The organism is Vibrio zhanjiangensis (genome assembly GCF_030161235.1).
GTDB lineage: Bacteria > Pseudomonadota > Gammaproteobacteria > Enterobacterales > Vibrionaceae > Vibrio > Vibrio zhanjiangensis.
On sequence record NZ_BSPW01000044.1, the window covers coordinates 116,420 to 138,392 of the forward strand.

Genomic DNA, 21,973 nt, shown 5'->3' on the forward strand with positions numbered 1-21,973 from the left:
GTTTGATTTTGGAATCATGGCAAAATATTAAACAAGTCGTTGTTATAGGGCTTGGAATGACGGGGCTCTCTGTAGTCCGGTACTTATCTTCCTTACCTTATAATCTGGCCATAAAAGTAGTCGATACGCGCGAGCACCCTCCTGGTGTGGAGTCGTTGCCTCAAGGCGTTGAATTGTCTTGTGGTGGCTGGCCCTATGACTGGATGAAAAATGCAGACCTTATCGTTGTAAACCCTGGTATAGCACTTTCTACGCCTGAGCTTCAACAAGCTGTGCAGAACGGTATTCCTGTCGTCGGGGATATTGAACTTTTCGCGTGGCATGTTGATAAACCAGTGATCGCGATAACGGGCTCAAATGGTAAGAGTACGGTGACTGATCTGGCTGGAGTTGTATCAAATGCCTCTGGAGTGAAGGCGGTCATTGGTGGAAATATAGGTGTTCCCGCACTTGATTTGCTTAAACAAGACGCTGACTTATATATTTTAGAACTATCTAGCTTTCAATTGGAGACGACCTCCAGCCTTTGTCTGATGGCGGCCGCTTTTCTGAATCTTTCAGAAGATCATATGGATAGATACCTTGATATAGAAGCATATCGGCAAGCTAAGTTGCGTATTTTTGCCCATGCTCAATCGGGTATTGTTAATGCTGATGATTTGGCGACCTACCCAGAGCAACAAGACTTGCGCTTGATAGAGTTTAGCTTAGATAAACACACTGAATTCCATGTCGCATCAATAGATGGACGAGAATTCTTATGTCATAGAGATGCGCCTATCTTAGCGGCTGATGAGCTCAATTTAGTGGGACGGCATAACATGGCCAATGCTCTTGTCGTATTGGCGTTGCTGAACGAAGCGGGTGTCGATGTGGCTGCTGGATTGGATGCATTGAAGGCTTATAAAGGGCTAGCTCACAGATGTCAGATTGTATCTGATAGGCAAGGTGTTAAGTGGGTTAATGATTCCAAAGCAACCAATGTTGCCAGTACTTTGGCAGCCTTATCTGGATTGTCTCTTCCTGGGAAGCTTTATTTGCTTGTCGGGGGAGATGGCAAAGGAGCGGATTTCTCAGAGCTTGGGCCAGTATTGCAGGCTTTGAATGTTCAGCTGTGCTGCTTTGGTCAAGATGGCCCGCGTTTATTACCACTAACTAAGGACTCAAAGTATTTTGAAACATTGGAAGAAATCGTTCAGTGGGTCAGTACCAGAGTTGAGAGTGGCGACATGGTTATGCTTTCACCTGCGTGTGCTAGCTTCGATCAGTTTGACAATTTTATGGCTCGTGGTGAGGCATTTGCTGCACTAGCCAGACAATACTCGTAATTTCTACCATGCATATGCGAAACTTGTTATCAAACGTTAAACTTTGGATAACCACATCTTCTCCAGAGGCTTTATTTGACCGTCAGTTGGTTTGGATTGCGTTAGGACTAATGTTGGCTGGTTTAGTCATGGTCACTTCAGCTTCATTTCCAATCAGTTCTCGCCTCACTGACCAACCGTTTCACTTCATGTTTCGTCATGCAATCTTTCTTTTACTTGCACTGTCTACCGCCAGCGTCGTACTTCAAATTCCGCTGAGCAAATGGTCACAATATGCTTCCCTATTACTGGGATTATCGTTTGTTCTTCTGATCGTTGTATTGCTGGCGGGGAAATCTGTTAATGGAGCATCTCGCTGGATACCTCTGGGCTTATTTAACCTTCAGCCTGCAGAAGTCGCTAAGTTGTCACTGTTTATTTTTATGTCTGGCTATTTAGTTCGTAAACATCAGGAAGTTCGTTCGAGTTTTTTTGGCGGATTTATTAAGCCGATTATTATTTTTGGCACCTTGGCCAGCTTACTGTTACTTCAACCCGATTTGGGAACAGTCATTGTGATGTTAGTGACCCTATTTGGCATGCTGTTTATTGCTGGAGCTAAGTTAAGTCAATTCTTAGCCCTTATGGTCGTGGGTATTTTGTCTGTGGCTGCACTTATCTTACTAGAGCCTTATCGAGTAAGACGAGTGACTTCTTTTCTCGACCCGTGGGATGACCCTTTTGGCAGTGGTTATCAGTTAACGCAGTCATTAATGGCTTTTGGGCGAGGAGAGTGGTTGGGACAAGGTTTAGGTAATTCAATTCAAAAGCTTGAGTATTTGCCTGAAGCGCATACCGACTTTGTTTTTGCAGTGCTTGCAGAAGAATTAGGTTTTATTGGCGTCGTTTTAGTGCTTATGTTGATCTTCAGTCTCGTGGTGAAAGCTGCTTTGATAGGGCGTAAAGCGTTTGACAACAATTTGCTTTTTGGTGGTTATCTTGCATTTGGCATTGGAATTTGGTTTGCGTTTCAAACATTAGTGAACGTTGGAGCGGCTGCAGGTATGGTCCCGACGAAGGGATTAACCTTGCCTTTGATAAGCTACGGCGGCTCAAGTTTGATCATTATGACGGTCGCTGTGGCGATATTGCTGCGAATTGATTTTGAATGCCGTCTTAATATGCGTACTTCAAGGCCAGAAAAGATAGAAAATGATGAAAAAAAATAAACGATTAATGGTAATGGCTGGAGGTACTGGTGGGCACGTCTTCCCCGGTTTAGCTGTGGCCAAAAAACTTCAGCAACGAGGTTGGGATATTCGCTGGCTTGGAACTCAAGATCGGATGGAAGCAGAGTTAGTTCCTAAACACGGAATTGAGATTGACTTTATTAACGTGAAAGGTTTGCGTGGTCAGGGCATTTTGAAGCTTATTTTGGCGCCTTTTCAAATCATAAATGCTGTTTTTCAAGCAAGAAAGCACATAAAATCTTGGCAGCCAGACGTCGTTCTTGGGATGGGCGGTTATGTGAGTGGTCCTGGTGGTGTTGCAGCGAGACTTGAGGGGATTCCTGTTGTGTTGCATGAGCAAAATGCAGTAGCCGGGTTGACCAACCGGTGGCTATCTCGCATTGCGTCTAAGGTTTTTCAAGCTTTCCCTGGCGCGTTCTCTAACGCAGAAGTTGTTGGAAACCCTGTGCGAGAAGATGTGGTTGCGTTAAGTTCCCCTGAATTAAGAATGAGTGATCGCCACGGTGATATAAGAATTCTAGTGATGGGAGGTAGCCAAGGCGCACAAATTCTCAATCACACTATGCCTGAGGTGATGGCAAAATTAGGCTCTGGCTATGAGATTCGTCATCAAGCCGGAAAAAATCGTCAGATTGAGGTTGAATCTTGCTACCAAAAACATCAGGTTAAACATGCACAAGTTGTTGAATTTATCGATGACGTTGCAGACGCTTATGCGTGGGCCGATATAGTGATTTGCCGATCTGGTGCTTTAACTGTATCTGAAGTTGCTGCTGCTGGATTGGGTGCCGTGTTTATTCCATTTATGCATAAAGATAGGCAGCAAGCTTTGAATGCTGATCATCTGGTGGCGTGTGGTGCTGCAAAGATGATAGAGCAGCCTGAGTTGACAGCAGACAAACTCGCTCAGCAAATACGCCAGCTGGATCGTCATCAACTTATTGAAATGGCCAACCGAGCACGTTCAGTCGCAAGGCTAGATGCAGACTACAAAGTTGCTGAGGCCATTATTGCGCTAACAAATTAACGAGAAATTTCCATGACAATTCAACATACCCAAGATTTAGCGCAAATTCGCTCCATGGTGCCCGAAATGCGTCGTGTCAAATGCATACACTTTATCGGTATCGGAGGTGCTGGTATGAGTGGTATTGCTGAAGTTTTGCTTAATGAAGGCTATCAAATTTCTGGTTCAGATCTTGCCGATAACCAGGTTACTGAGAGTTTGGCCCAGAAAGGGGCTAAGATATTCATTGGCCATAATGAGTCAAATATTCAAAGGGCCAGCGTAGTGGTGGTGTCGACCGCGGTTAGTGAAGAAAATCCAGAAATCAAAGCGGCTCGAGCGGCACGTATTCCCGTTGTACGTCGTGCTGAAATGTTGGCAGAGCTGATGCGTTTTCGTCATGGAATTGCAGTAGCAGGAACTCATGGTAAGACAACCACTACCGCTCTAGTTACTCAGATATACTCTGAGGCGGGCTTGGATCCGACCTTCGTTAATGGTGGCTTAGTGAAAAGCGCGGGTACGAATGCTCGTTTGGGGTCAAGTCGTATATTAATTGCAGAGGCAGATGAAAGTGACGCTTCATTTCTGCACTTGCAGCCCATGGTGAGCATTGTGACTAATATTGAGTCAGATCATATGGACACTTATGGTGGTGACTTCGAAACGCTTAAGCAGACTTTTGTCGACTTTTTGCATAACTTACCTTTCTACGGTCAAGCCATTGTATGCATTGACGATCCAGTTGTGTGCGAGCTTGTCCCAAGGATCAGTCGACAAGTTATTACCTATGGCTTTAATGAGCAAGCGGATGTCCGTATTGAAAATTATCATCAACAGGGACAACAAGGCAAATTTACCATCGTACGTCATGGGCGGGCGAACATAGACATTACTCTCAATATGCCGGGGAGACATAACGCACTCAATGCTGCCGCAGCAATAGCTGTGGCAACGGAAGATGATATTGATGATGATGCTATTTTGCGTGCAATGAAGTCCACACAAGGAACAGGGCGTCGATTCGAACATTTAGGTGAATTTGATACAGGAAATGGCAAGGTGATGTTGGTTGACGACTATGGTCACCATCCAACAGAAGTTGATGTAACAATTCAAGCGGCCCGTAATGGTTGGCAGGATAAACGTCTAATCATGGTGTTCCAGCCGCATCGTTATAGTCGTACTCGTGATTTATACGATGACTTTGCTAATGTACTTGAGCAGGTTGATGTGCTGGTTATGCTGGATGTGTATTCGGCGGGTGAAAAACCTATTGCAGGGGCAGATGGACGCTCATTATGTCGTACTATTCGTAGTCGAGGAAAGCTTGACCCTATTTTTGTTCCTGATATCAGCGCATTACCATCAGTTTTAGCGAATGTTTTGCAAGCCGGTGACCTGGTGTTAACGCAAGGAGCGGGGGATATTGGCAAGGTAGCAAAGCAGCTCGCCGCGCTTAAACTCAATGTGGAAAGAATGAACGCTGGTGATTAAAAAAGTGAAATTTCTATTATTTGAGACAAATAATAGAATTAAAGTGTGATTTCTCAATTTCAATGTTTGATACTTTAGATGACGCCAGTATAATTCGAGGGCTAAAGTCAATACTTTACCTCAGTATGAAACATAGTTAGGGAATAGGGTTACGATTGAATGACAAGAGTAACGGACTTGGTTGAAAGTGCGAATAGAGAAGATCGTCGTCTAACCGAGCTGCTGCTGGTAAGAAAACATGTCTTTGGTGGACTATTTTTATTACTCGTATTGTTGTTGATCTACTCAATCTTGTATTCCACCTTGTCTTGGATGTGGGACGATGAACGTATACCGCTGTCTAACATTGTATTGGAAGGGAAGTTGAAGTACGTTTCATCTCTTGACGTACAGCGTGCATTTTCTACCTTGCCGCATGTGGGTACTTTTATGTCACAAGATGTCAAAGTCTTACAAGATACGGTAGAAAGCATACCTTGGGTGGCCCATGCCTCGATAAGAAAGCAATGGCCTGATACCGTTAAGGTGTTTCTAACTGAATATGCGGCTGTCGCCATCTGGAATGGTACTGAGCTGCTCAATCGTCAGGGCGATGTCTTTAATGGTGAGATTCAGAAGCTCACGGACGATCGTGTTAAGCTATATGGCCCGACGGGGAGTAATCAGGAAGTATTGGAAGTTTGGCAAGAATTGAATCCCAAATTTGCCGCATTAAACCTCAATATTTCATCTTTATTACTCAATGATCGCCGTGCTTGGCAGATTATTCTCGATAATGGTATTAGGCTTGAATTAGGCAAAGAGTATTTAAATGAGAGGGTCGAGCGATTTCTCTCGTTATACAAAAACTTAGGTAGCGATTCACAGAGAGTCAGCTATATTGACCTCAGGTATGACACAGGGGCTTCCGTTGGTTGGTTTCCCGGTCAAGAGTTAGAACAAGAGAGCACAGATGACAAAGACCGCTGATGACAACATTATTGTTGGTCTTGATATAGGCACTGCAACCGTATCGGCTCTGGTTGGAGAGATTTTGCCTGATGGTCAGATAAATATCATTGGTGCTGGTAGCAGCCCATCACGTGGAATGGACAAAGGCGGTGTCAACGATCTGGAATCCGTCGTTAAGTCTGTTCAACGCGCTGTCGATCAGGCCGAGCTTATGGCTGAATGTCAAATCAGTAATGTGTTTATTTCTATCTCAGGTCGACATATTGCCAGTCGGATAGAGAAAGGTATGGGAACCATTTCTGATGAAGAGGTCTCTCAAGAAGACATGGATCGTGCGATCCATACTGCCAAATCTATCAAAATAGGTGACGAGCAGCGCATTCTGCATGTAATTCCTCAAGAATTTACGATTGATTACCAAGAAGGGATAAAAAATCCGCTAGGGTTATCAGGAGTGCGAATGGAAGTCAGCGTTCACTTGATCTCTTGTCACAATGATATGGCGAGAAATATCATTAAAGCTGTTGAGCGCTGTGGATTGAAAGTCGAGCACCTAGTGTATTCAGGTTTGGCTGCGAGTACCGCAGTAATAACGGAAGATGAGCGTGACTTAGGCGTGTGTGTCGTTGATATCGGAGCCGGTACTATGGATGTTTCCATTTGGACGGGTGGCTCATTGAGACATACAGAAGTTTTCTCCTATGCGGGGAATGCGGTGACGAGTGATATCGCTTTTGCATTTGGTACGCCAGTTAGCGATGCCGAAGAAATAAAAGTGAAATATGGCTGCGCACTTAGTGAGTTAGTCAGCAAAGACGATACTGTCAATGTACCAAGCGTTGGTGGCAGACCTTCGCGCAGTCTACAGCGGCAGACGTTGTCTGAGGTGATTGAACCTCGATACACTGAATTGATGGGATTGGTTAACCAAACGATAGATGCAGTTCAGGAAAAACTGCGAGAAGACGGAATTAAACACCATCTTGCAGCAGGCGTAGTTCTGACGGGTGGAGCTGCGCAAATTGAAGGTTTAGTGGAATGCGCCGAACGTGTATTTCGCAACCAAGTAAGAGTTGGGAAGCCTCTTGAAGTAAGTGGCTTAACAGATTATGTAAAAGAGCCGTATCATTCAACGGCTGTGGGTTTACTTCATTATGCAAGAGACAGTCAGATTAATGACGATACAGAATATACTGAGCCTAAACGCCAGTCTGTCACGTCATTATTCGGTCGTTTGCGTAACTGGATACAAAAAGAATTTTAACCTGAGTGCAGGATAAACGGAGATAACACATGTTTGAACCGATGATGGAAATGTCTGACGACGCCGTTATTAAAGTCGTTGGGGTTGGTGGCGGTGGCGGTAATGCCGTTGAGCACATGGTACGCGAGTCCATCGAAGGCGTGGAGTTCATTAGCATCAATACCGATGCGCAGGCGCTTCGTAAAACAAGCGTGAATAGCGTTATCCAAATTGGTGGTGATATTACAAAAGGTCTTGGAGCTGGTGCTAACCCTCAGGTTGGGCGTGACGCAGCTCTCGAAGATCGAGATAGAATTAAAGAAGAGCTCACTGGTGCCGATATGGTATTTATCGCAGCTGGTATGGGCGGTGGAACCGGAACCGGTGCTGCTCCAGTTATTGCAGAAGTTGCAAAAGAACTGGGTATACTAACGGTAGCGGTTGTAACCAAACCATTTAGCTTCGAAGGTAAGAAGCGTTTGGCTTTTGCAGAGCAAGGAATTGAAGAGTTATCAAAGCAAGTCGATAGCTTGATTACGATTCCCAATGAAAAGCTGCTTAAAGTCTTGGGACGTGGCATTACTTTGTTAGAGGCGTTTGCTAGCGCGAATGACGTACTTAAGAATGCAGTACAAGGTATCGCAGAGCTTATTACTCGTCCTGGCATGATTAACGTTGACTTCGCGGATGTTCGTACTGTGATGTCTGAAATGGGTCATGCAATGATGGGAAGCGGCGTTGCTAAAGGTGAAGATCGAGCTGAAGAAGCGGCAGAGATGGCCATCTCAAGCCCTCTTCTAGAAGATATCGATCTTGCTGGTGCTCGTGGTGTTCTGGTGAATATTACAGCTGGTCTTGATATGCGTCTGGATGAATTTGAGACGGTAGGTAACACAGTTAAGGCATTTGCTTCAGATAATGCTACAGTTGTTATTGGTACTTCGTTAGATCCTGATATGGCTGATGAAATTCGTGTCACTGTTGTTGCTACTGGAATTGGTACAGAAAAGAAACCTGATATCACTCTCGTGGCGGGTGGCAAGGCAAAAGTCTCTCCTGTTGCGCAGCCTCAGACTCAACCAGTTACGCCAGCTCAGCAACAAGCTGTCAATAAAGTGGAAGACAAAGCGGCATCAAGTTTGCAGGAGAAACCACAGGTAACTCCTCAGCCGGCAAGTTCTGCTCCTTCAAGCTCAGGTGCTGGTCAACAAAGTGCTGCACCAAAAGCTGATAAGGACACGGGATACTTGGATATACCAGCATTCCTTCGTCGTCAGGCTGACTAAACGAACATAATTTGACACTGTTCAAAATTATGGTACGATACGCGGTCAATATTGCTTATTGACCGTGTATTGTGGCAATTTGTACTGAGGCAAACAGATGATCAGACAACGTACTCTGAAAGAAATAGTGAAAACAACTGGGGTGGGTCTCCACTCTGGCCGTAAAGTCACACTGACTCTTCGCCCAGCTGCTGCTAATACAGGCGTAATTTATCGCCGAACGGATGTGACACCACCTGTTGACTTTCCTGTTGATGCTCAATCCGTTCGTGATACCATGCTATGCACTGCACTAGTTAATGATCAAGGCGTTCGTATATCGACCGTTGAGCATCTCAATGCGGCACTTGCTGGTATGGGAATCGATAACATTATTGTTGAAGTTGATGCACCTGAGATTCCGATTATGGATGGCAGTGCCAGTCCGTTTGTATTTCTACTTCAACAAGCTGGTATTGAAGAACAAAACGTAGCAAAGCGTTTTATTCGCATTAAGAAGCCAGTGCGTTTTGAAGACGGTGATAAGTGGGCAGAATTCGTACCATACAACGGTTTTCGTATGGATTTTGAGATTGAGTTTAATCATCCAGCGATTGAATCTGATGAACAACATTTGTTGTTTGATTTTTCATCTCAAGGATTTATCAAAGACATCTCACGAGCAAGAACCTTTGGTTTCATGCGTGATATCGAATATTTGCAATCACAGAACTTGTGCTTAGGTGGCAGTTTTGATTGTGCAATCGTATTGGATGAATATCGCATTTTGAACGAAGAAGGCCTTCGCTTTGACAATGAATTCGTCACTCACAAGGTTTTGGATGCCATTGGTGACCTCTATATGTGTGGTCATCCAATTATTGGTGAATTCCGCGCCTACAAATCTGGTCATGGGCTGAATAATCAGTTGTTACGTTCTGTTCTTGCTGATCAAGAAGCTTGGGAATGGGTAACATTCGAAGAAGAGGCAACATCACCAGTCGCATTTGCTAATGTCAATGCGGTAATTGTGTAAAAACGATGACTTTTTGAAGCCAGGCCGTTGCCTGGCTTTTTTGTTTTTGCCTGCCATAGGCAAAAAATTGCCTTTTCGGTCTCTACGATTGCAACACTTTATCCGCACAACATCGCTTAAATAGACTTTAATTACAGGTGTTAGCTTGATAAAGCGTATAAACATCCGCCATATAATCATAGAAAATACAGAGCGCTTCAAACAAATCTCCTTGTTATTGGTTCTTAGTGGTAAAATTCCTTAAACTAGACACCACTTACGCCTTGAAATCTAACGTTCTCACCGCAATATCTGAGTAACGTGATTTATCTCAGTATTCTTAGTTTAAAACTGTTAGAGACTGAAGGCATAGAATGTAGATCGGGCCCGATCTAAGTAAAGAGAGATGCATAGCAAATGATAACTAAGCTACTGACAAAGGTAATTGGCAGTCGCAACGACCGCACGTTACGTCGCCTCAGAAAAATTGTAAAAGAAATAAATAATTATGAACCAGAGTTTGAAGCGCTTTCTGATGAAGAATTAAAAGCGAAAACCGTTGAATTCCGCCAGCGTATTGAGCAAGGTGAAACACTCGATGGCCTACTTCCTGAAGCTTTTGCGACTGTACGTGAAGCCTCCAAACGTGTATTTGGCATGCGTCATTTCGATGTTCAGCTTATTGGTGGTATGGTTTTAAATGCTAGCCAAATCGCTGAAATGCGTACTGGTGAAGGTAAAACCTTAACAGCAACATTACCTGCTTATCTTAATGCTTTAGCGGGTAAAGGCGTTCATGTTGTGACGGTGAATGACTACCTCGCGAAGCGTGATGCAGAAACAAACCGCCCATTGTTCGAATTTTTAGGTATGACGGTTGGTATCAATGTACCCAATATGCCGCCGCAAGAGAAGAAACAAGCGTATTTGGCGGACATCCTTTATGGTACCAATAACGAATTTGGCTTTGACTACCTGCGTGACAATATGGCGTTTCGCTCAGAAGATCGAGTTCAACGTGAACGCTTTTTCGCTATTGTCGATGAAGTGGACTCGATCTTAATTGACGAAGCTCGAACCCCTTTGATCATTTCAGGTCCAGCAGAAGACAGTTCTGAGCTTTATACTCGCATCAATACTTTAATTCCTCAATTGGAAAAGCAGGACCAAGAAGACTCCGAGGAATATCGCGGAGATGGTCATTACACCGTCGACGAAAAGTCGAAACAGGTGCATTTGACCGAAACTGGCCAAGAGTATGTTGAAGAGTTAATGGTCAAAAATGGTTTGATGGAAGAGGGAGACACGCTTTACTCTCCGACAAATATTAGCCTGCTACATCATGTTAATGCTGCATTGCGTGCCCATGTTTTGTTTGAAAAGAATGTCGACTATATCGTTAATGATGACGGTGAGGTAGTCATTGTAGACGAACATACAGGTCGAACTATGCCTGGACGCCGCTGGTCTGAAGGTCTTCATCAAGCTGTAGAAGCTAAAGAAGGGGTTAAAATCCAAAATGAAAACCAGACACTAGCTTCCATTACCTTCCAGAATTATTTCCGTCTTTACGAAAAGCTGTCTGGTATGACCGGAACTGCGGACACTGAAGCTTTTGAGTTTCAGTCTATTTATGGTCTAGAAACCGTAGTCATCCCTACCAATAAGCCAATGGTTCGTAATGATATGCCAGATGTGGTCTATCGTACTGAAATGGAAAAGTTTGACGCCATTATCGAAGACATTAAGCAGAGAGTGGAAAAAGGCCAGCCTTCTTTAGTCGGTACTGTATCAATAGAGAAGTCAGAACTGCTATCTAACGCGCTCAAAAAAGCCAAGATCAAGCACAATGTGTTGAATGCGAAATTTCATGAGCGAGAAGCAGAAATTGTTGCTGAAGCAGGCACACCCGGTGCGGTGACTATTGCGACCAACATGGCTGGCCGGGGTACGGATATCGTGCTTGGTGGCAGTTGGCAAGCAAAAGTCGATGCTTTGGATAATCCAACATCCGAACAAATTGAGGCGATCAAAGCGGATTGGAAAGAAGTGCACGATAAAGTGCTAGCTGCGGGTGGATTACATATTATTGGTACTGAGCGACATGAATCTCGTCGTATCGACAATCAGCTACGTGGCCGCTCTGGTCGTCAAGGTGATGCTGGCTCTTCGCGTTTTTATCTTTCGATGGAAGACTCACTATTGCGTATTTTCACTTCCGACCGTATGGCGAGTTTGATCCAAAGTGGTATGGAAGAAGGGGAAGCGATTGAGTCTAAAATGCTATCTCGTTCGATTGAAAAGGCGCAGCGTAAAGTTGAAGGTCGAAACTTCGATATACGTAAACAGCTTCTTGAATATGATGACGTTGCCAATGATCAGCGAAAAGTGGTTTATGAGCTACGTGACGAGCTAATGAATGTCGATGATATTAGCGACATGATTGAACAAAATCGGGCTGATGTTATCACTGCTGTGATTGATCAATACATTCCCCCTCAATCTTTGGAAGATATGTGGGATGTCGCAGGCTTGCAAGAACGTTTGAAAAATGATTTTGATCTTGACGCACCGATTAAGCAATGGCTTGAAGATGATGACAAGCTTTATGAAGAAGCCTTGCGAGAGAAGATCCTCGAAATGTCAGTGGCTGTTTATAAAGAGAAAGAAGCCGTAGTCGGTGAGCAAGTGCTACGTAACTTTGAAAAGTCAGTGATGTTGCAGACACTGGATACGCTGTGGAAAGAGCATTTGGCCGCTATGGATCACTTGCGTCAAGGCATTCACTTGCGTGGGTATGCACAGAAAAACCCGAAACAAGAATATAAGCGTGAATCGTTTGAATTGTTTGAAGGGTTATTGGATTCATTGAAGTCAGACGTGATTACTATATTGTCCAAAGTTCGCGTTCAGCAACAAGAAGAAGTAGAACGTATGGAGGCTCAGCGTCGTGCACAAGCTGAAGAAGCTGCACGTCGTGCTCAAGCTCAGCATGCTTCCATGGGGAATCAAATGTCTGATGAAGATCTAGCCGATCACTCGAATCAACCTATGGTTCGAGAGGAGCGCAAAGTGGGTCGTAATGAACCTTGTCCATGTGGTAGCGGTAAAAAGTTCAAGCAATGCCATGGTCAGCTTAGCGTCTAATCGTAGATAGAGTGGAAACATCAAGAGTCGCAAACGCGGCTCTTTTTTTAAGGAAAGTTATTGTGAAACGCATTCATATTGTCGCAGCTATCATTTTAAATGCCGAAAAAAACGAAGTTTTTATCACCAAACGCCCCGAAGACAAACATAAAGGAGGGTATTGGGAGTTTCCTGGAGGGAAAGTTGAGGAGCAAGAAACGATATCGCAAGCTCTGATCCGTGAGTTAGACGAAGAAGTTGGAATCTTGGTAACGCAGCATAGCCTATTTGAACAACTCGAATATGACTACCCTGATAAATCGCTTAAGTTTGATTTTATGCTTGTGACGGATTTTAATAACCAACCTTTTGGTAAAGAAGGGCAACAAGGGAAGTGGATACCGATTGGGGAATTGAGTCACTATGAATTTCCTGAAGCAAACCAGACTATCGTAGAGAGAGTCTTGAGTGAATATGCCTAAAATGCTTGTTCGATTGCTGGGTATTGGGTGTGATAGAATTTGCCTTAACCAGAGTATGAAAATTTCACTCGCGAACATATAGCCAGTCGCCTTGAATATTGGTAGTTTTAACTCAGTAGCATACAAAACAATAAATAATGGAGAAGTGCATGGTACGTATTGCAATTGCGGGAGCAGCTGGACGCATGGGGCGTAACCTAGTCAAAGCCACTTATCAAAACCCACTTGCCGAAATTGGTACAGGATCTGAAAGACCTGAATCTTCTTTAGTTGGTGTGGATATTGGTGAACTTTGCGGAGAGGGTAAGGTTGATGTTGTACTGACGGACGATTTGAGTAAACAGATCGACCAGTTTGACGTCATCATAGACTTTACTGCGCCAGCAAGTACCTTAGCAAACCTCGAACTCTGTCAGAAGCATGGTAAAAGTATTGTTATCGGGACGACGGGATTTAGCGATATAGAACGTCAGCAGATAGAAAACATGGCGACACAAATGCCTATTGTGATGGCATCAAACTATTCTGTCGGAGTAAACCTTGTTTTCAAGCTGTTAGAGAAAGCGGCGAAAGTGATGGGTGATTACTGTGATATAGAGATTGTAGAAGCACATCACCGCTATAAAGTGGATGCACCGTCGGGGACCGCCCTTAGTATGGGAGAGGCGATTGCTGGGGCTATGGGGAATAAGTTGAGCGATGTGGCCGTCTACGCGCGTGAAGGAATAACTGGCGAGCGAACCAAAGATGAGATCGGTTTTGCGACAATTCGAGCGGGAGATATTGTTGGTGAGCACACTGCAATGTTTGCTGATATTGGTGAGCGGGTTGAAATTACTCACAAAGCGACCGATCGCATGACCTTTGCCAATGGCGCTGTAAGAGCAGCAGTATGGCTCAAAGACAAACCTGCTGGCTTTTACACTATGACAGACGTGCTTGGTCTTAACGAGTTGTAAATAGATAATTATGCGCTGAGCTTGCTCAGCGTTTTTTATCCCACTCCTATTTTTACTGATCAAAAAACGACGCTCCTTAGGGAAGTTATCCTGAATTTTATTGTTGATTTTGAGTTGAATGTTGTTTTTTTTGCTTGAGACTTTTAAAAGTTCAGCTCTTTTCTGTGTGTTTAACGTTTGCTTTTTGATTTGGGTGTGCTGAATGTTTCGGATTCATCAACTTGAACGCCAGTATCTAATTTTTCCTTGGATAAGGGCTGAAATGGAAAAGTAAACCTAATCTTTTGGCGCTTATAGGTGCTTATTTACTTTAACTACTTTAAAATCGAAATTAAATATTATGCTTCTATTGACACATCTAATCAGCATCATTAGAATGCTGCCAATTTGTCTAAATAACCTGAAAGCACTGATTTAAGGTGTAGAGGAAGGCAAGTTTGCAGTTTAATTTATTATTTATGCATTTTTATTCTGGAGGTTGTCTTGAGTAAATCAGCACTGTTAGTCCTAGAAGATGGGACAGTGTTCCACGGAGTTTCCATAGGAGCAGATGGGTCATCCGTTGGTGAAGTCGTTTTTAATACCTCGATGACGGGGTACCAAGAAATCCTCACTGATCCTTCCTATTCTCAGCAAATCGTTACTCTTACTTATCCACATATAGGCAATACCGGAACCAACTCCGAAGATGAAGAATCCTCTTCCATTCATGCCCAAGGCCTTGTCATTCGCGACCTCCCTCTTATTGCTTCTAACTTTCGTAACCAACAAACCCTTTCTGATTATCTCAAGTCACAAAATATTGTCGGTATCGCGGACATAGATACTCGCAAGTTGACTCGTATTTTACGTGAGAAAGGTGCACAAAACGGCTGTATCGTTGCGGGTAGCAATCTAGACGAAGCTTTAGCCTTGGCCAAAGCAAAAGAATTCCCTGGCTTAAAAGGTATGGACCTTGCGAAAGAAGTTACTACAAAAGAAGCGTATCAATGGCAACAAGGTTCGTGGACGCTCGAGGGTGGTCTTCCAGAAGCGAAAGACAGCAATGAGCTGCCATATCACGTTGTTGCCTACGATTTTGGAGCAAAACGAAACATCTTATGCATGCTTGTTGACCGAGGTTGCCGCTTAACGGTTGTACCAGCAGAAACGACAGCACAAGAAGTATTGGCGCTTAACCCAGATGGTGTCTTTTTATCAAATGGTCCGGGTGATCCTGAGCCTTGTACATATGCGATTGAAGCAACAAAGGTGTTTTTGGAAAAAGGCTTGCCAATTTTTGGTATTTGTTTAGGTCACCAAATTCTTGCTCTGGCATCTGGTGCCAATACAGTCAAAATGAAATTCGGTCATCACGGTGCCAACCACCCAGTGAAAGATCTTGACCGAAACATCGTTATGATCACTTCGCAAAACCATGGGTTTGCTGCTGATGAAGACAGTTTGCCTGATAACTTACGTGCAACTCACGTGTCATTGTTTGACGGTTCTCTGCAAGGTATTCATCGTACGGATAAGCCAGCATTTAGTTTCCAAGGTCACCCAGAAGCGAGCCCAGGTCCTCATGACGCTGCACCGCTTTTTGACCACTTCATTGAACTTATTAAACAACACAGCGCTTAATTTGGAGTAGTAGAGAATGCCAAAACGTACTGACCTAAAAAGTATTCTGATTCTTGGTGCAGGTCCGATTGTTATCGGTCAAGCATGTGAGTTTGACTACTCTGGCGCTCAAGCTTGTAAAGCGCTTCGTGAAGAGGGTTATCGAGTTATTCTTGTCAACTCTAATCCTGCCACTATTATGACTGACCCTGAGATGGCCGACGCTACCTATATTGAGCCTATCCAATGGGAAGTAGTACGTAAAATCATTGAAAAAGAGCGCCCAGATGCGGTACTCCCGACTATGGGAGGGCAAACGGCTCTTAATTGTGCACTTGATTTAGAAAAGCATGGTGTACTCAAAGAGTTTGGCGTGGAAATGATAGGTGCGACAGCAGACGCCATCGATAAAGCGGAAGACCGCTCTCGCTTTGATAAAGCGATGAAATCTATCGGTTTAGAGTGTCCTCGTGCTGATACCGCTAAGACCATGGAAGAAGCTTACCGTGTTCTCGATATGGTTGGTTTTCCGTGTATCATTCGCCCTTCTTTCACTATGGGTGGTACGGGTGGTGGTATTGCGTACAACAAAGAAGAATTCGAAGAAATTTGTCGCCGCGGTTTAGATCTGTCTCCTACTAATGAATTGCTTATCGATGAGTCTTTAATTGGCTGGAAAGAGTACGAAATGGAAGTGGTTCGCGATAAAGCGGACAACTGTATCATCGTTTGTTCGATTGAAAACTTCGACCCAATGGGCATTCATACTGGTGATTCAATTACAGTGGCTCCAGCACAAACACTGACAGATAAAGAATACCAGCTGATGCGTAATGCATCACTTGCCGTTCTGCGTGAAATTGGTGTTGAAACGGGTGGTTCAAACGTACAGTTTGGTATCAACCCGAAAGATGGCCGCATGGTTATCATTGAGATGAACCCTCGTGTATCTCGTTCTTCTGCCCTAGCATCGAAAGCGACGGGTTTCCCAATTGCCAAGATTGCTGCCAAGCTTGCGGTTGGTTTTACGCTTGACGAACTGCAAAACGATATTACAGGTGGTGCAACTCCAGCGTCATTTGAGCCAACAATCGACTACGTAGTGACTAAAATTCCACGTTTTAACTTTGAAAAATTTGCTGGTGCCAATGACCGTCTTACCACTCAGATGAAGTCTGTTGGTGAAGTGATGGCTATTGGTCGCAACCAACAAGAGTCATTGCAAAAAGCATTGCGCGGTCTTGAAGTGGGTGTGAACGGCTTTGATGAGATGGTAGATCTTGATGCACCAGATGCATTGACTAAGATTCGCCATGAGTTGAAAGAAGCGGGTGCTGAGCGTATTTGGTATATTGCTGATGCATTCCGTGCAGGGATGTCAGTAGATGGCGTGTTTAACCTAACTCAGATTGATCGTTGGTTCTTAGTTCAAATCGAAGAGTTGATCAATCTAGAAAATGAGGTTAAAGCTGGCGGTTTTGCAGGCCTTACCCAAGATGTGTTACGCATGATGAAGCGTAAAGGTTTTTCCGATGCCCGCTTATCTTCTTTGTTAGGTGTGTCAGAAAGCGAAATTCGTCGTTTACGTGACCAATATGATATCCACCCTGTGTATAAGCGTGTAGATACGTGTGCAGCAGAGTTTTCGTCGGATACCGCATACATGTACTCATCTTACGATGAGGAGTGTGAAGCTCAGCCAACCGACAAAGAGAAAATCATGGTACTTGGCGGTGGTCCAAACCGTATTGGTCAGGGCATAGAGTTTGATTACTGTTGTGTTCATGCGGCACTTGCTTTACGTGAAGACGGTTATGAAACCATCATGGTCAACTGTAACCCTGAAACGGTTTCAACGGACTACGACACATCAGATCGTCTTTATTTTGAACCCGTGACACTTGAAGATGTACTATCGATTGTACGCGTTGAGAAGCCAAAAGGCGTGATTGTACAATATGGTGGTCAAACACCACTTAAGTTGGCTCGTGCACTTGAAGCGGCAGGCGTACCCATTATTGGTACAAGCCCAGATGCCATAGATCGTGCAGAAGATCGTGAACGTTTCCAAGCAGCCGTCAATCGTCTGGGGCTTTTACAACCGGAAAATGCTACGGTTACGACACTTGAGCAAGCAGTAGAAAAATCGCGTGAAATCGGTTTCCCACTGGTGGTTCGTCCTTCTTATGTGCTGGGCGGACGTGCAATGGAAATTGTTTACGATGAGCAAGATTTACGTCGTTACTTCAATGAGGCTGTCAGCGTATCAAATGAGTCTCCGGTTCTTTTAGATTGTTTCCTTGATGACGCTACTGAAGTGGATATCGATGCAATCTGTGACGGAGAGCGTGTGGTTATCGGCGGTATTATGGAGCACATTGAGCAGGCAGGTGTCCACTCTGGTGACTCTGCATGTTCTCTTCCTGCATACACGCTGAGCCAAGAAATTCAAGATAAAATGCGTGAGCAAGTGGAAAAGCTGGCGTTTGAATTGGGTGTACGAGGTTTGATGAATACCCAGTTTGCAGTCAAAGGCAATGATGTCTACCTCATTGAAGTCAACCCTCGTGCTGCTCGAACCGTTCCTTTTGTGTCAAAAGCAACGGGTGCGCCTCTTGCTAAAATTGCAGCGCGAGTAATGGCTGGTCAATCTCTTGAATCACAAGGCTTTACGAAAGAGATTATTCCGCCATATTACTCAGTAAAAGAAGTGGTGTTACCATTTAACAAGTTCCCAGGCGTCGACCCATTATTAGGTCCTGAAATGCGCTCAACCGGTGAGGTTATGGGGGTTGGTGCAACCTTTGCAGAAGCATACGCTAAAGCAGAGCTGGGTTGTGGCAAAGTCTATCCAGAGGGTGGTCGTGCACTCTTGTCAGTCCGTGAAGGTGACAAGCAACGTGTGGTTGACCTTGCCTCTAAGTTGACTAAGTTAGGCTATCAGTTAGATGCGACTCATGGTACAGCGATCATCCTTGGTGAAGCCGGTATCAACCCTCGTTTGGTGAACAAAGTACATGAAGGTCGTCCACATATTCTTGATCGGATCAAGAACAATGAATACACCTACATTGTCAATACAGCAGCGGGTCGTCAAGCGATTGAAGATTCAAAAGTGTTGCGCCGTGGTGCTCTAGCAGAGAAGGTGAATTACACCACAACGCTCAATGCAGCATTCGCAACTTGTATGTCGCATACCGCTGATGCGTGCGCTACGGTGACTTCGGTACAGGAGCTTCATGCAAAAGTAGCCGAAAGCCAAGCAAAACAAAACAGCTAAGATTTGATGATGAAGTAAAAGCCTGCTTAACCAAGCAGGCTTTTTTATTGGCTAAAATAGCATGTGATCATTAAGGGGTTTCTGAAGAATAGCCCAAAGGCTGAGTGCCTTTTAAGCCATTGAGAGCTACTGAGTAATAAGTACTAGATGAAACCGTAATGAATAAAATTTTCTCTTTACTAATGCTGGCTTGTATATAAAACCCAAGTGGCACGAAAACCAGAACATCGTTTTCTTGAATCGCGAGCAGCATCGTATAGTAGTAAGAAGATTTATGTGCGGATTCACTAGACCAAAATATCCAAGCACTGCTCTCATTGCGGTAGAGGTTAACAAAACCATCGGAAACAATATCCATGATTTTGGCCTTTAGGTTGTCAGGAAATGTGCCACCAACCACTTCATCGAGCTGAACATCCAATTTTGAAATTACGCCTTGAGGAGAGTCACTTGATATCACTGGCTGAATAGTCCTTTCCACTTGGATATTATTTTCCTGAGCCAACTGTTCTGCTTTAGCAATATTAAATTCTAGCGATGAGTTGAGTGCTTGCTGGAAGACTCGAGTTGCCGCTATTGCTTGGCTGATATATTGAGGCTCCAACGAAAATAGGGTTTTGAATTTAAGACTTTGTTGGTCTTCTGTAGCTAAAACCCTAGCGTTGGTCGCTAAACCCGTTTTTTTGAAAATCGAGTCACCTAACACAACGGGACTATTTACTGGAGTTACGTTGACATCTCTAGTGATGTACATAGTGGCGTGCCTCTGTGAAAATTAGCTGAGTTGTTTGACGGCTTGAAGTCCTTTGAGTTTTATATTGATCTTGTCGCTATCTAGTGTAAGAGCATCTGGTTTACTGGGTTGGCCAAAAATACTGCTAGTACTATTTTCCACATCCACTTGTATCGATAGAAGACTCAGAGCCATGAGTGGGCCTGTTCTATCGCTTTGAGAAACGATAAGGAAATTGTATTGATAGTGTGTATGCTTGGTGTGATTCATATCCTCTTCTGAAAAATAGAACCAAGGCTGATCTTTTTGCTTGTCGAGGTCGCAAAATGCGTGGGCAACGATAGTTTGGAGTCTCTGCTTGTCGAAAATACCAAAGGAGTCTTGTGCTGTTAGTTGTCCTGCTATATCAGAGGTAAGCATAGATAAGGCTTGGTATTTCTTATTTAAATCTACGCTTTGGGTAGCAATGATAGCAAGTCCTGACTCTGCCTGGATTTGTTTTTTAACCAGCTCAAAATCGATGGTGTGATTGTCATTAGAGCAATCGACAAACAGGTTTGAGAGTTCGTAGGCTTGAGATAAGTAGCGTTCATCTTCTACCTCTAAAAAAAATTGGTAGGGCAGTTCTTTTTGTTTAGTTGGCATGATTTCAATATTCATAAATAACCTCTCAAAGGAATGTCACGTTTTAATTAACGTTTTAATGCTTCTGCAATAACCATACTTTTAAAGTTCATGGTTTGCGTTACTTTCGAACCTGCGACCAAAGACAATACATTGCTGTCGGAAGATTTTAGATGAATGTCGACCGATGTTAGCTGGCCAACCATGGTTGAACCTGTTGATTCATTTTGGGTGATATTGAACATATTGTATTGGTAGGAGATTTCTTCTGAACTTTGGCCAAATACGACCAAATAACCACCATTTTTTTGCGCATTGAGATCCAAAAATGCGCGTGCAGCCATGCCAAACGCAGCCCAGTTTTCGGTGACGGCACCTTGCACCATACCGATTAAATTTTGCAATTGATCAATGGCTACCCATGCTTGCATCGTTTGAGCGCTTTCAGAGATTGTTTTGGTACCAATCACCGCCATGGTTTTATGCTCTTTGGCAACAGTGAGAGCTTGGTCAAAATCGATTCCTTGCTTTGAGGCGTGCAGACCGTCAAAGGCACTTAACATATTGACCGCTTGATCTAAGTGTTCAAGGTTGATGTTCAAGATGGGACTAAAAATCTCAGTTTTAATATGCGGTGCTATGGTTATCGATTCCATGATGTTACCTTACTTGTTTGTCGGGTTGTCAGAGAGGAGGTAGCAAAGTGGCTACCTCCTAGGCTATTTAAGGTTTTAGTGCTTCAACGACAGTGATTGATTTCACATTAACTGAGTAGTTATGCCTGTCCTTGGTGGTAATCCAAAGCACTTGCTCTTTGTCGACATCAACAGTGATGGTTAAGCCAATCGGTGCCGCGGCCATAACAGAGCCGGTTTCTCTATTTGCTACAGCGAACAAGATGTTGTAGGTATAGGTTGTTTTGTGCTCGCTTTCCTTATTCCAGAAAATCCAAGAACTCTCTTTTTGCGCGTTTAGATTGGTAAAGCCCTGCTCAATCGTATTTTGGAATTTTTCATATGTTGGAGTGCTTTTATCAAGGTAAACCCCTACCACAGTATCAAGTAATTTCATGACATCATCGACCATAGCCGAAACTTGGTTGTTTTGTTTCACGATTGATTGATTTACTGTGCCAATGATGGCCATTTCTTGGTGTTCTTTGACCAGTTGCAGGGCTTGATCAAAGTTAAACTCTAGAGTTTCACCATTGATGGCGTCCTGAAAAACCTGCGCCATCTCAATAGCCTGATGAACATTTGCTGCTGGAACTTGGAATAATGTATTGAAGTTAAGCTTACTTTCACCTGCTTTTTTAATTACGTCATTACTGTCTAGAACGACGACACTATCAAAAGTCATAATGAGATCTCCATGTTGTATTGGTTGGGAGTTAAGTTCACCTCAAGGTCTATATGCAGATTATTTTATATTCAGGTTTGGTGTTTCATAATTGCGACACTATTCACACAACAAATAACTTGTTGCTAAGGCACCGCTTTTAAACTATTGATTAATAGCAAGTTTATAGTGGCTGAATAAATGGTGACCTGTGTTGCGGATTTGGAGGGTTTGATTGATTGCGTATTTCGGTGATTGCGATCGCTCGTTTCGGTTTATTCCGATCACTTGATCC

Annotated in this window: 17 protein-coding genes; 13 read left to right on the forward strand and 4 right to left on the reverse strand. The window is 43.8% G+C overall.

All coding sequences use genetic code 11. The annotated features are described in order from the left end of the window. Positions 1–2 precede the first annotated feature (2 nt). From murD to carB, 13 genes are all read left to right on the forward strand, one after another. The gene (gene murD / locus QQK21_RS11915; protein ID WP_284192408.1) at positions 3–1,328 is read left to right on the forward strand and encodes a UDP-N-acetylmuramoyl-L-alanine--D-glutamate ligase; all 1,326 of its coding nucleotides are present in this window, start codon (positions 3–5) and stop codon (positions 1,326–1,328) included. An 8-nt stretch (positions 1,329–1,336) separates the two neighbouring features. Continuing rightward, positions 1,337–2,536 carry a cell division protein FtsW gene (gene ftsW, locus QQK21_RS11920; protein WP_284192409.1) on the forward strand — a complete coding sequence of 400 codons (1,200 nt, stop codon included), beginning with the start codon at positions 1,337–1,339 and terminating at the stop codon, positions 2,534–2,536. Beyond that, a complete protein-coding gene (gene murG / locus QQK21_RS11925; protein WP_284192430.1) occupies positions 2,523–3,584 on the forward strand; it encodes an undecaprenyldiphospho-muramoylpentapeptide beta-N-acetylglucosaminyltransferase in 1,062 nt (353 codons plus the stop codon). Before ftsW ends, murG begins: the two co-directional genes overlap by 14 nt. Before the next feature lie 12 nt (positions 3,585–3,596). Beyond that, complete coding sequence (gene murC, locus QQK21_RS11930) at positions 3,597–5,060, forward strand: UDP-N-acetylmuramate--L-alanine ligase (protein WP_284192410.1); 1,464 nt, start codon at positions 3,597–3,599, stop codon at positions 5,058–5,060. Between the two features lie 177 nt (positions 5,061–5,237). Beyond that, the gene (locus QQK21_RS11935) at positions 5,238–6,029 is read left to right on the forward strand and encodes a cell division protein FtsQ/DivIB (RefSeq protein ID WP_284192431.1); all 792 of its coding nucleotides are present in this window, start codon (positions 5,238–5,240) and stop codon (positions 6,027–6,029) included. Beyond that, the gene (gene ftsA / locus QQK21_RS11940) at positions 6,013–7,275 is read left to right on the forward strand and encodes a cell division protein FtsA (RefSeq protein ID WP_284192411.1); all 1,263 of its coding nucleotides are present in this window, start codon (positions 6,013–6,015) and stop codon (positions 7,273–7,275) included. Before QQK21_RS11935 ends, ftsA begins: the two co-directional genes overlap by 17 nt. Before the next feature lie 29 nt (positions 7,276–7,304). After that, entirely contained in the window at positions 7,305–8,540 is a 1,236-nt protein-coding gene (gene ftsZ, locus QQK21_RS11945; RefSeq protein ID WP_284192412.1) for a cell division protein FtsZ, read from the forward strand. A gap of 97 nt (positions 8,541–8,637) precedes the next feature. Further along, entirely contained in the window at positions 8,638–9,555 is a 918-nt protein-coding gene (gene lpxC, locus QQK21_RS11950) for a UDP-3-O-acyl-N-acetylglucosamine deacetylase (protein ID WP_284192413.1), read from the forward strand. Positions 9,556–9,951: 396 nt separating this feature from the next. Then, complete coding sequence (gene secA / locus QQK21_RS11955; protein ID WP_284192414.1) at positions 9,952–12,681, forward strand: preprotein translocase subunit SecA; 2,730 nt, start codon at positions 9,952–9,954, stop codon at positions 12,679–12,681. 62 nt (positions 12,682–12,743) lie between these two features. Next, the gene (gene mutT / locus QQK21_RS11960; protein ID WP_284192415.1) at positions 12,744–13,142 is read left to right on the forward strand and encodes an 8-oxo-dGTP diphosphatase MutT; all 399 of its coding nucleotides are present in this window, start codon (positions 12,744–12,746) and stop codon (positions 13,140–13,142) included. A 149-nt stretch (positions 13,143–13,291) separates the two neighbouring features. Continuing rightward, positions 13,292–14,101, forward strand: coding sequence for a 4-hydroxy-tetrahydrodipicolinate reductase (gene dapB, locus QQK21_RS11965; protein WP_284192416.1), 810 nt, complete (start codon positions 13,292–13,294; stop codon positions 14,099–14,101). 483 nt (positions 14,102–14,584) lie between these two features. Beyond that, positions 14,585–15,724, forward strand: a complete 1,140-nt coding sequence (gene carA, locus QQK21_RS11970) for a glutamine-hydrolyzing carbamoyl-phosphate synthase small subunit (protein WP_284192417.1) — start codon at positions 14,585–14,587, stop codon at positions 15,722–15,724. A gap of 16 nt (positions 15,725–15,740) precedes the next feature. Continuing rightward, the gene (gene carB, locus QQK21_RS11975; protein WP_284192418.1) at positions 15,741–18,983 is read left to right on the forward strand and encodes a carbamoyl-phosphate synthase large subunit; all 3,243 of its coding nucleotides are present in this window, start codon (positions 15,741–15,743) and stop codon (positions 18,981–18,983) included. A 70-nt stretch (positions 18,984–19,053) separates the two neighbouring features. Here the strand turns inward: carB and QQK21_RS11980 are convergent, their stop codons facing one another. The 4 genes from QQK21_RS11980 to QQK21_RS11995 all read right to left on the reverse strand — a co-directional run bounded on the left by QQK21_RS11980 (position 19,054) and on the right by QQK21_RS11995 (position 21,699). After that, positions 19,054–19,737, reverse strand: coding sequence for a hypothetical protein (locus tag QQK21_RS11980; protein ID WP_284192419.1), 684 nt, complete (start codon positions 19,735–19,737; stop codon positions 19,054–19,056). 21 nt (positions 19,738–19,758) lie between these two features. Further along, the gene (locus QQK21_RS11985) at positions 19,759–20,376 is read right to left on the reverse strand and encodes a hypothetical protein (RefSeq protein ID WP_284192420.1); all 618 of its coding nucleotides are present in this window, start codon (positions 20,374–20,376) and stop codon (positions 19,759–19,761) included. 32 nt (positions 20,377–20,408) lie between these two features. Further along, the gene (locus QQK21_RS11990) at positions 20,409–20,996 is read right to left on the reverse strand and encodes a hypothetical protein (protein WP_284192421.1); all 588 of its coding nucleotides are present in this window, start codon (positions 20,994–20,996) and stop codon (positions 20,409–20,411) included. A 67-nt stretch (positions 20,997–21,063) separates the two neighbouring features. Continuing rightward, positions 21,064–21,699 carry a hypothetical protein gene (locus QQK21_RS11995; RefSeq protein WP_284192422.1) on the reverse strand — a complete coding sequence of 212 codons (636 nt, stop codon included), beginning with the start codon at positions 21,697–21,699 and terminating at the stop codon, positions 21,064–21,066. Positions 21,700–21,973: the final 274 nt, after the last annotated feature.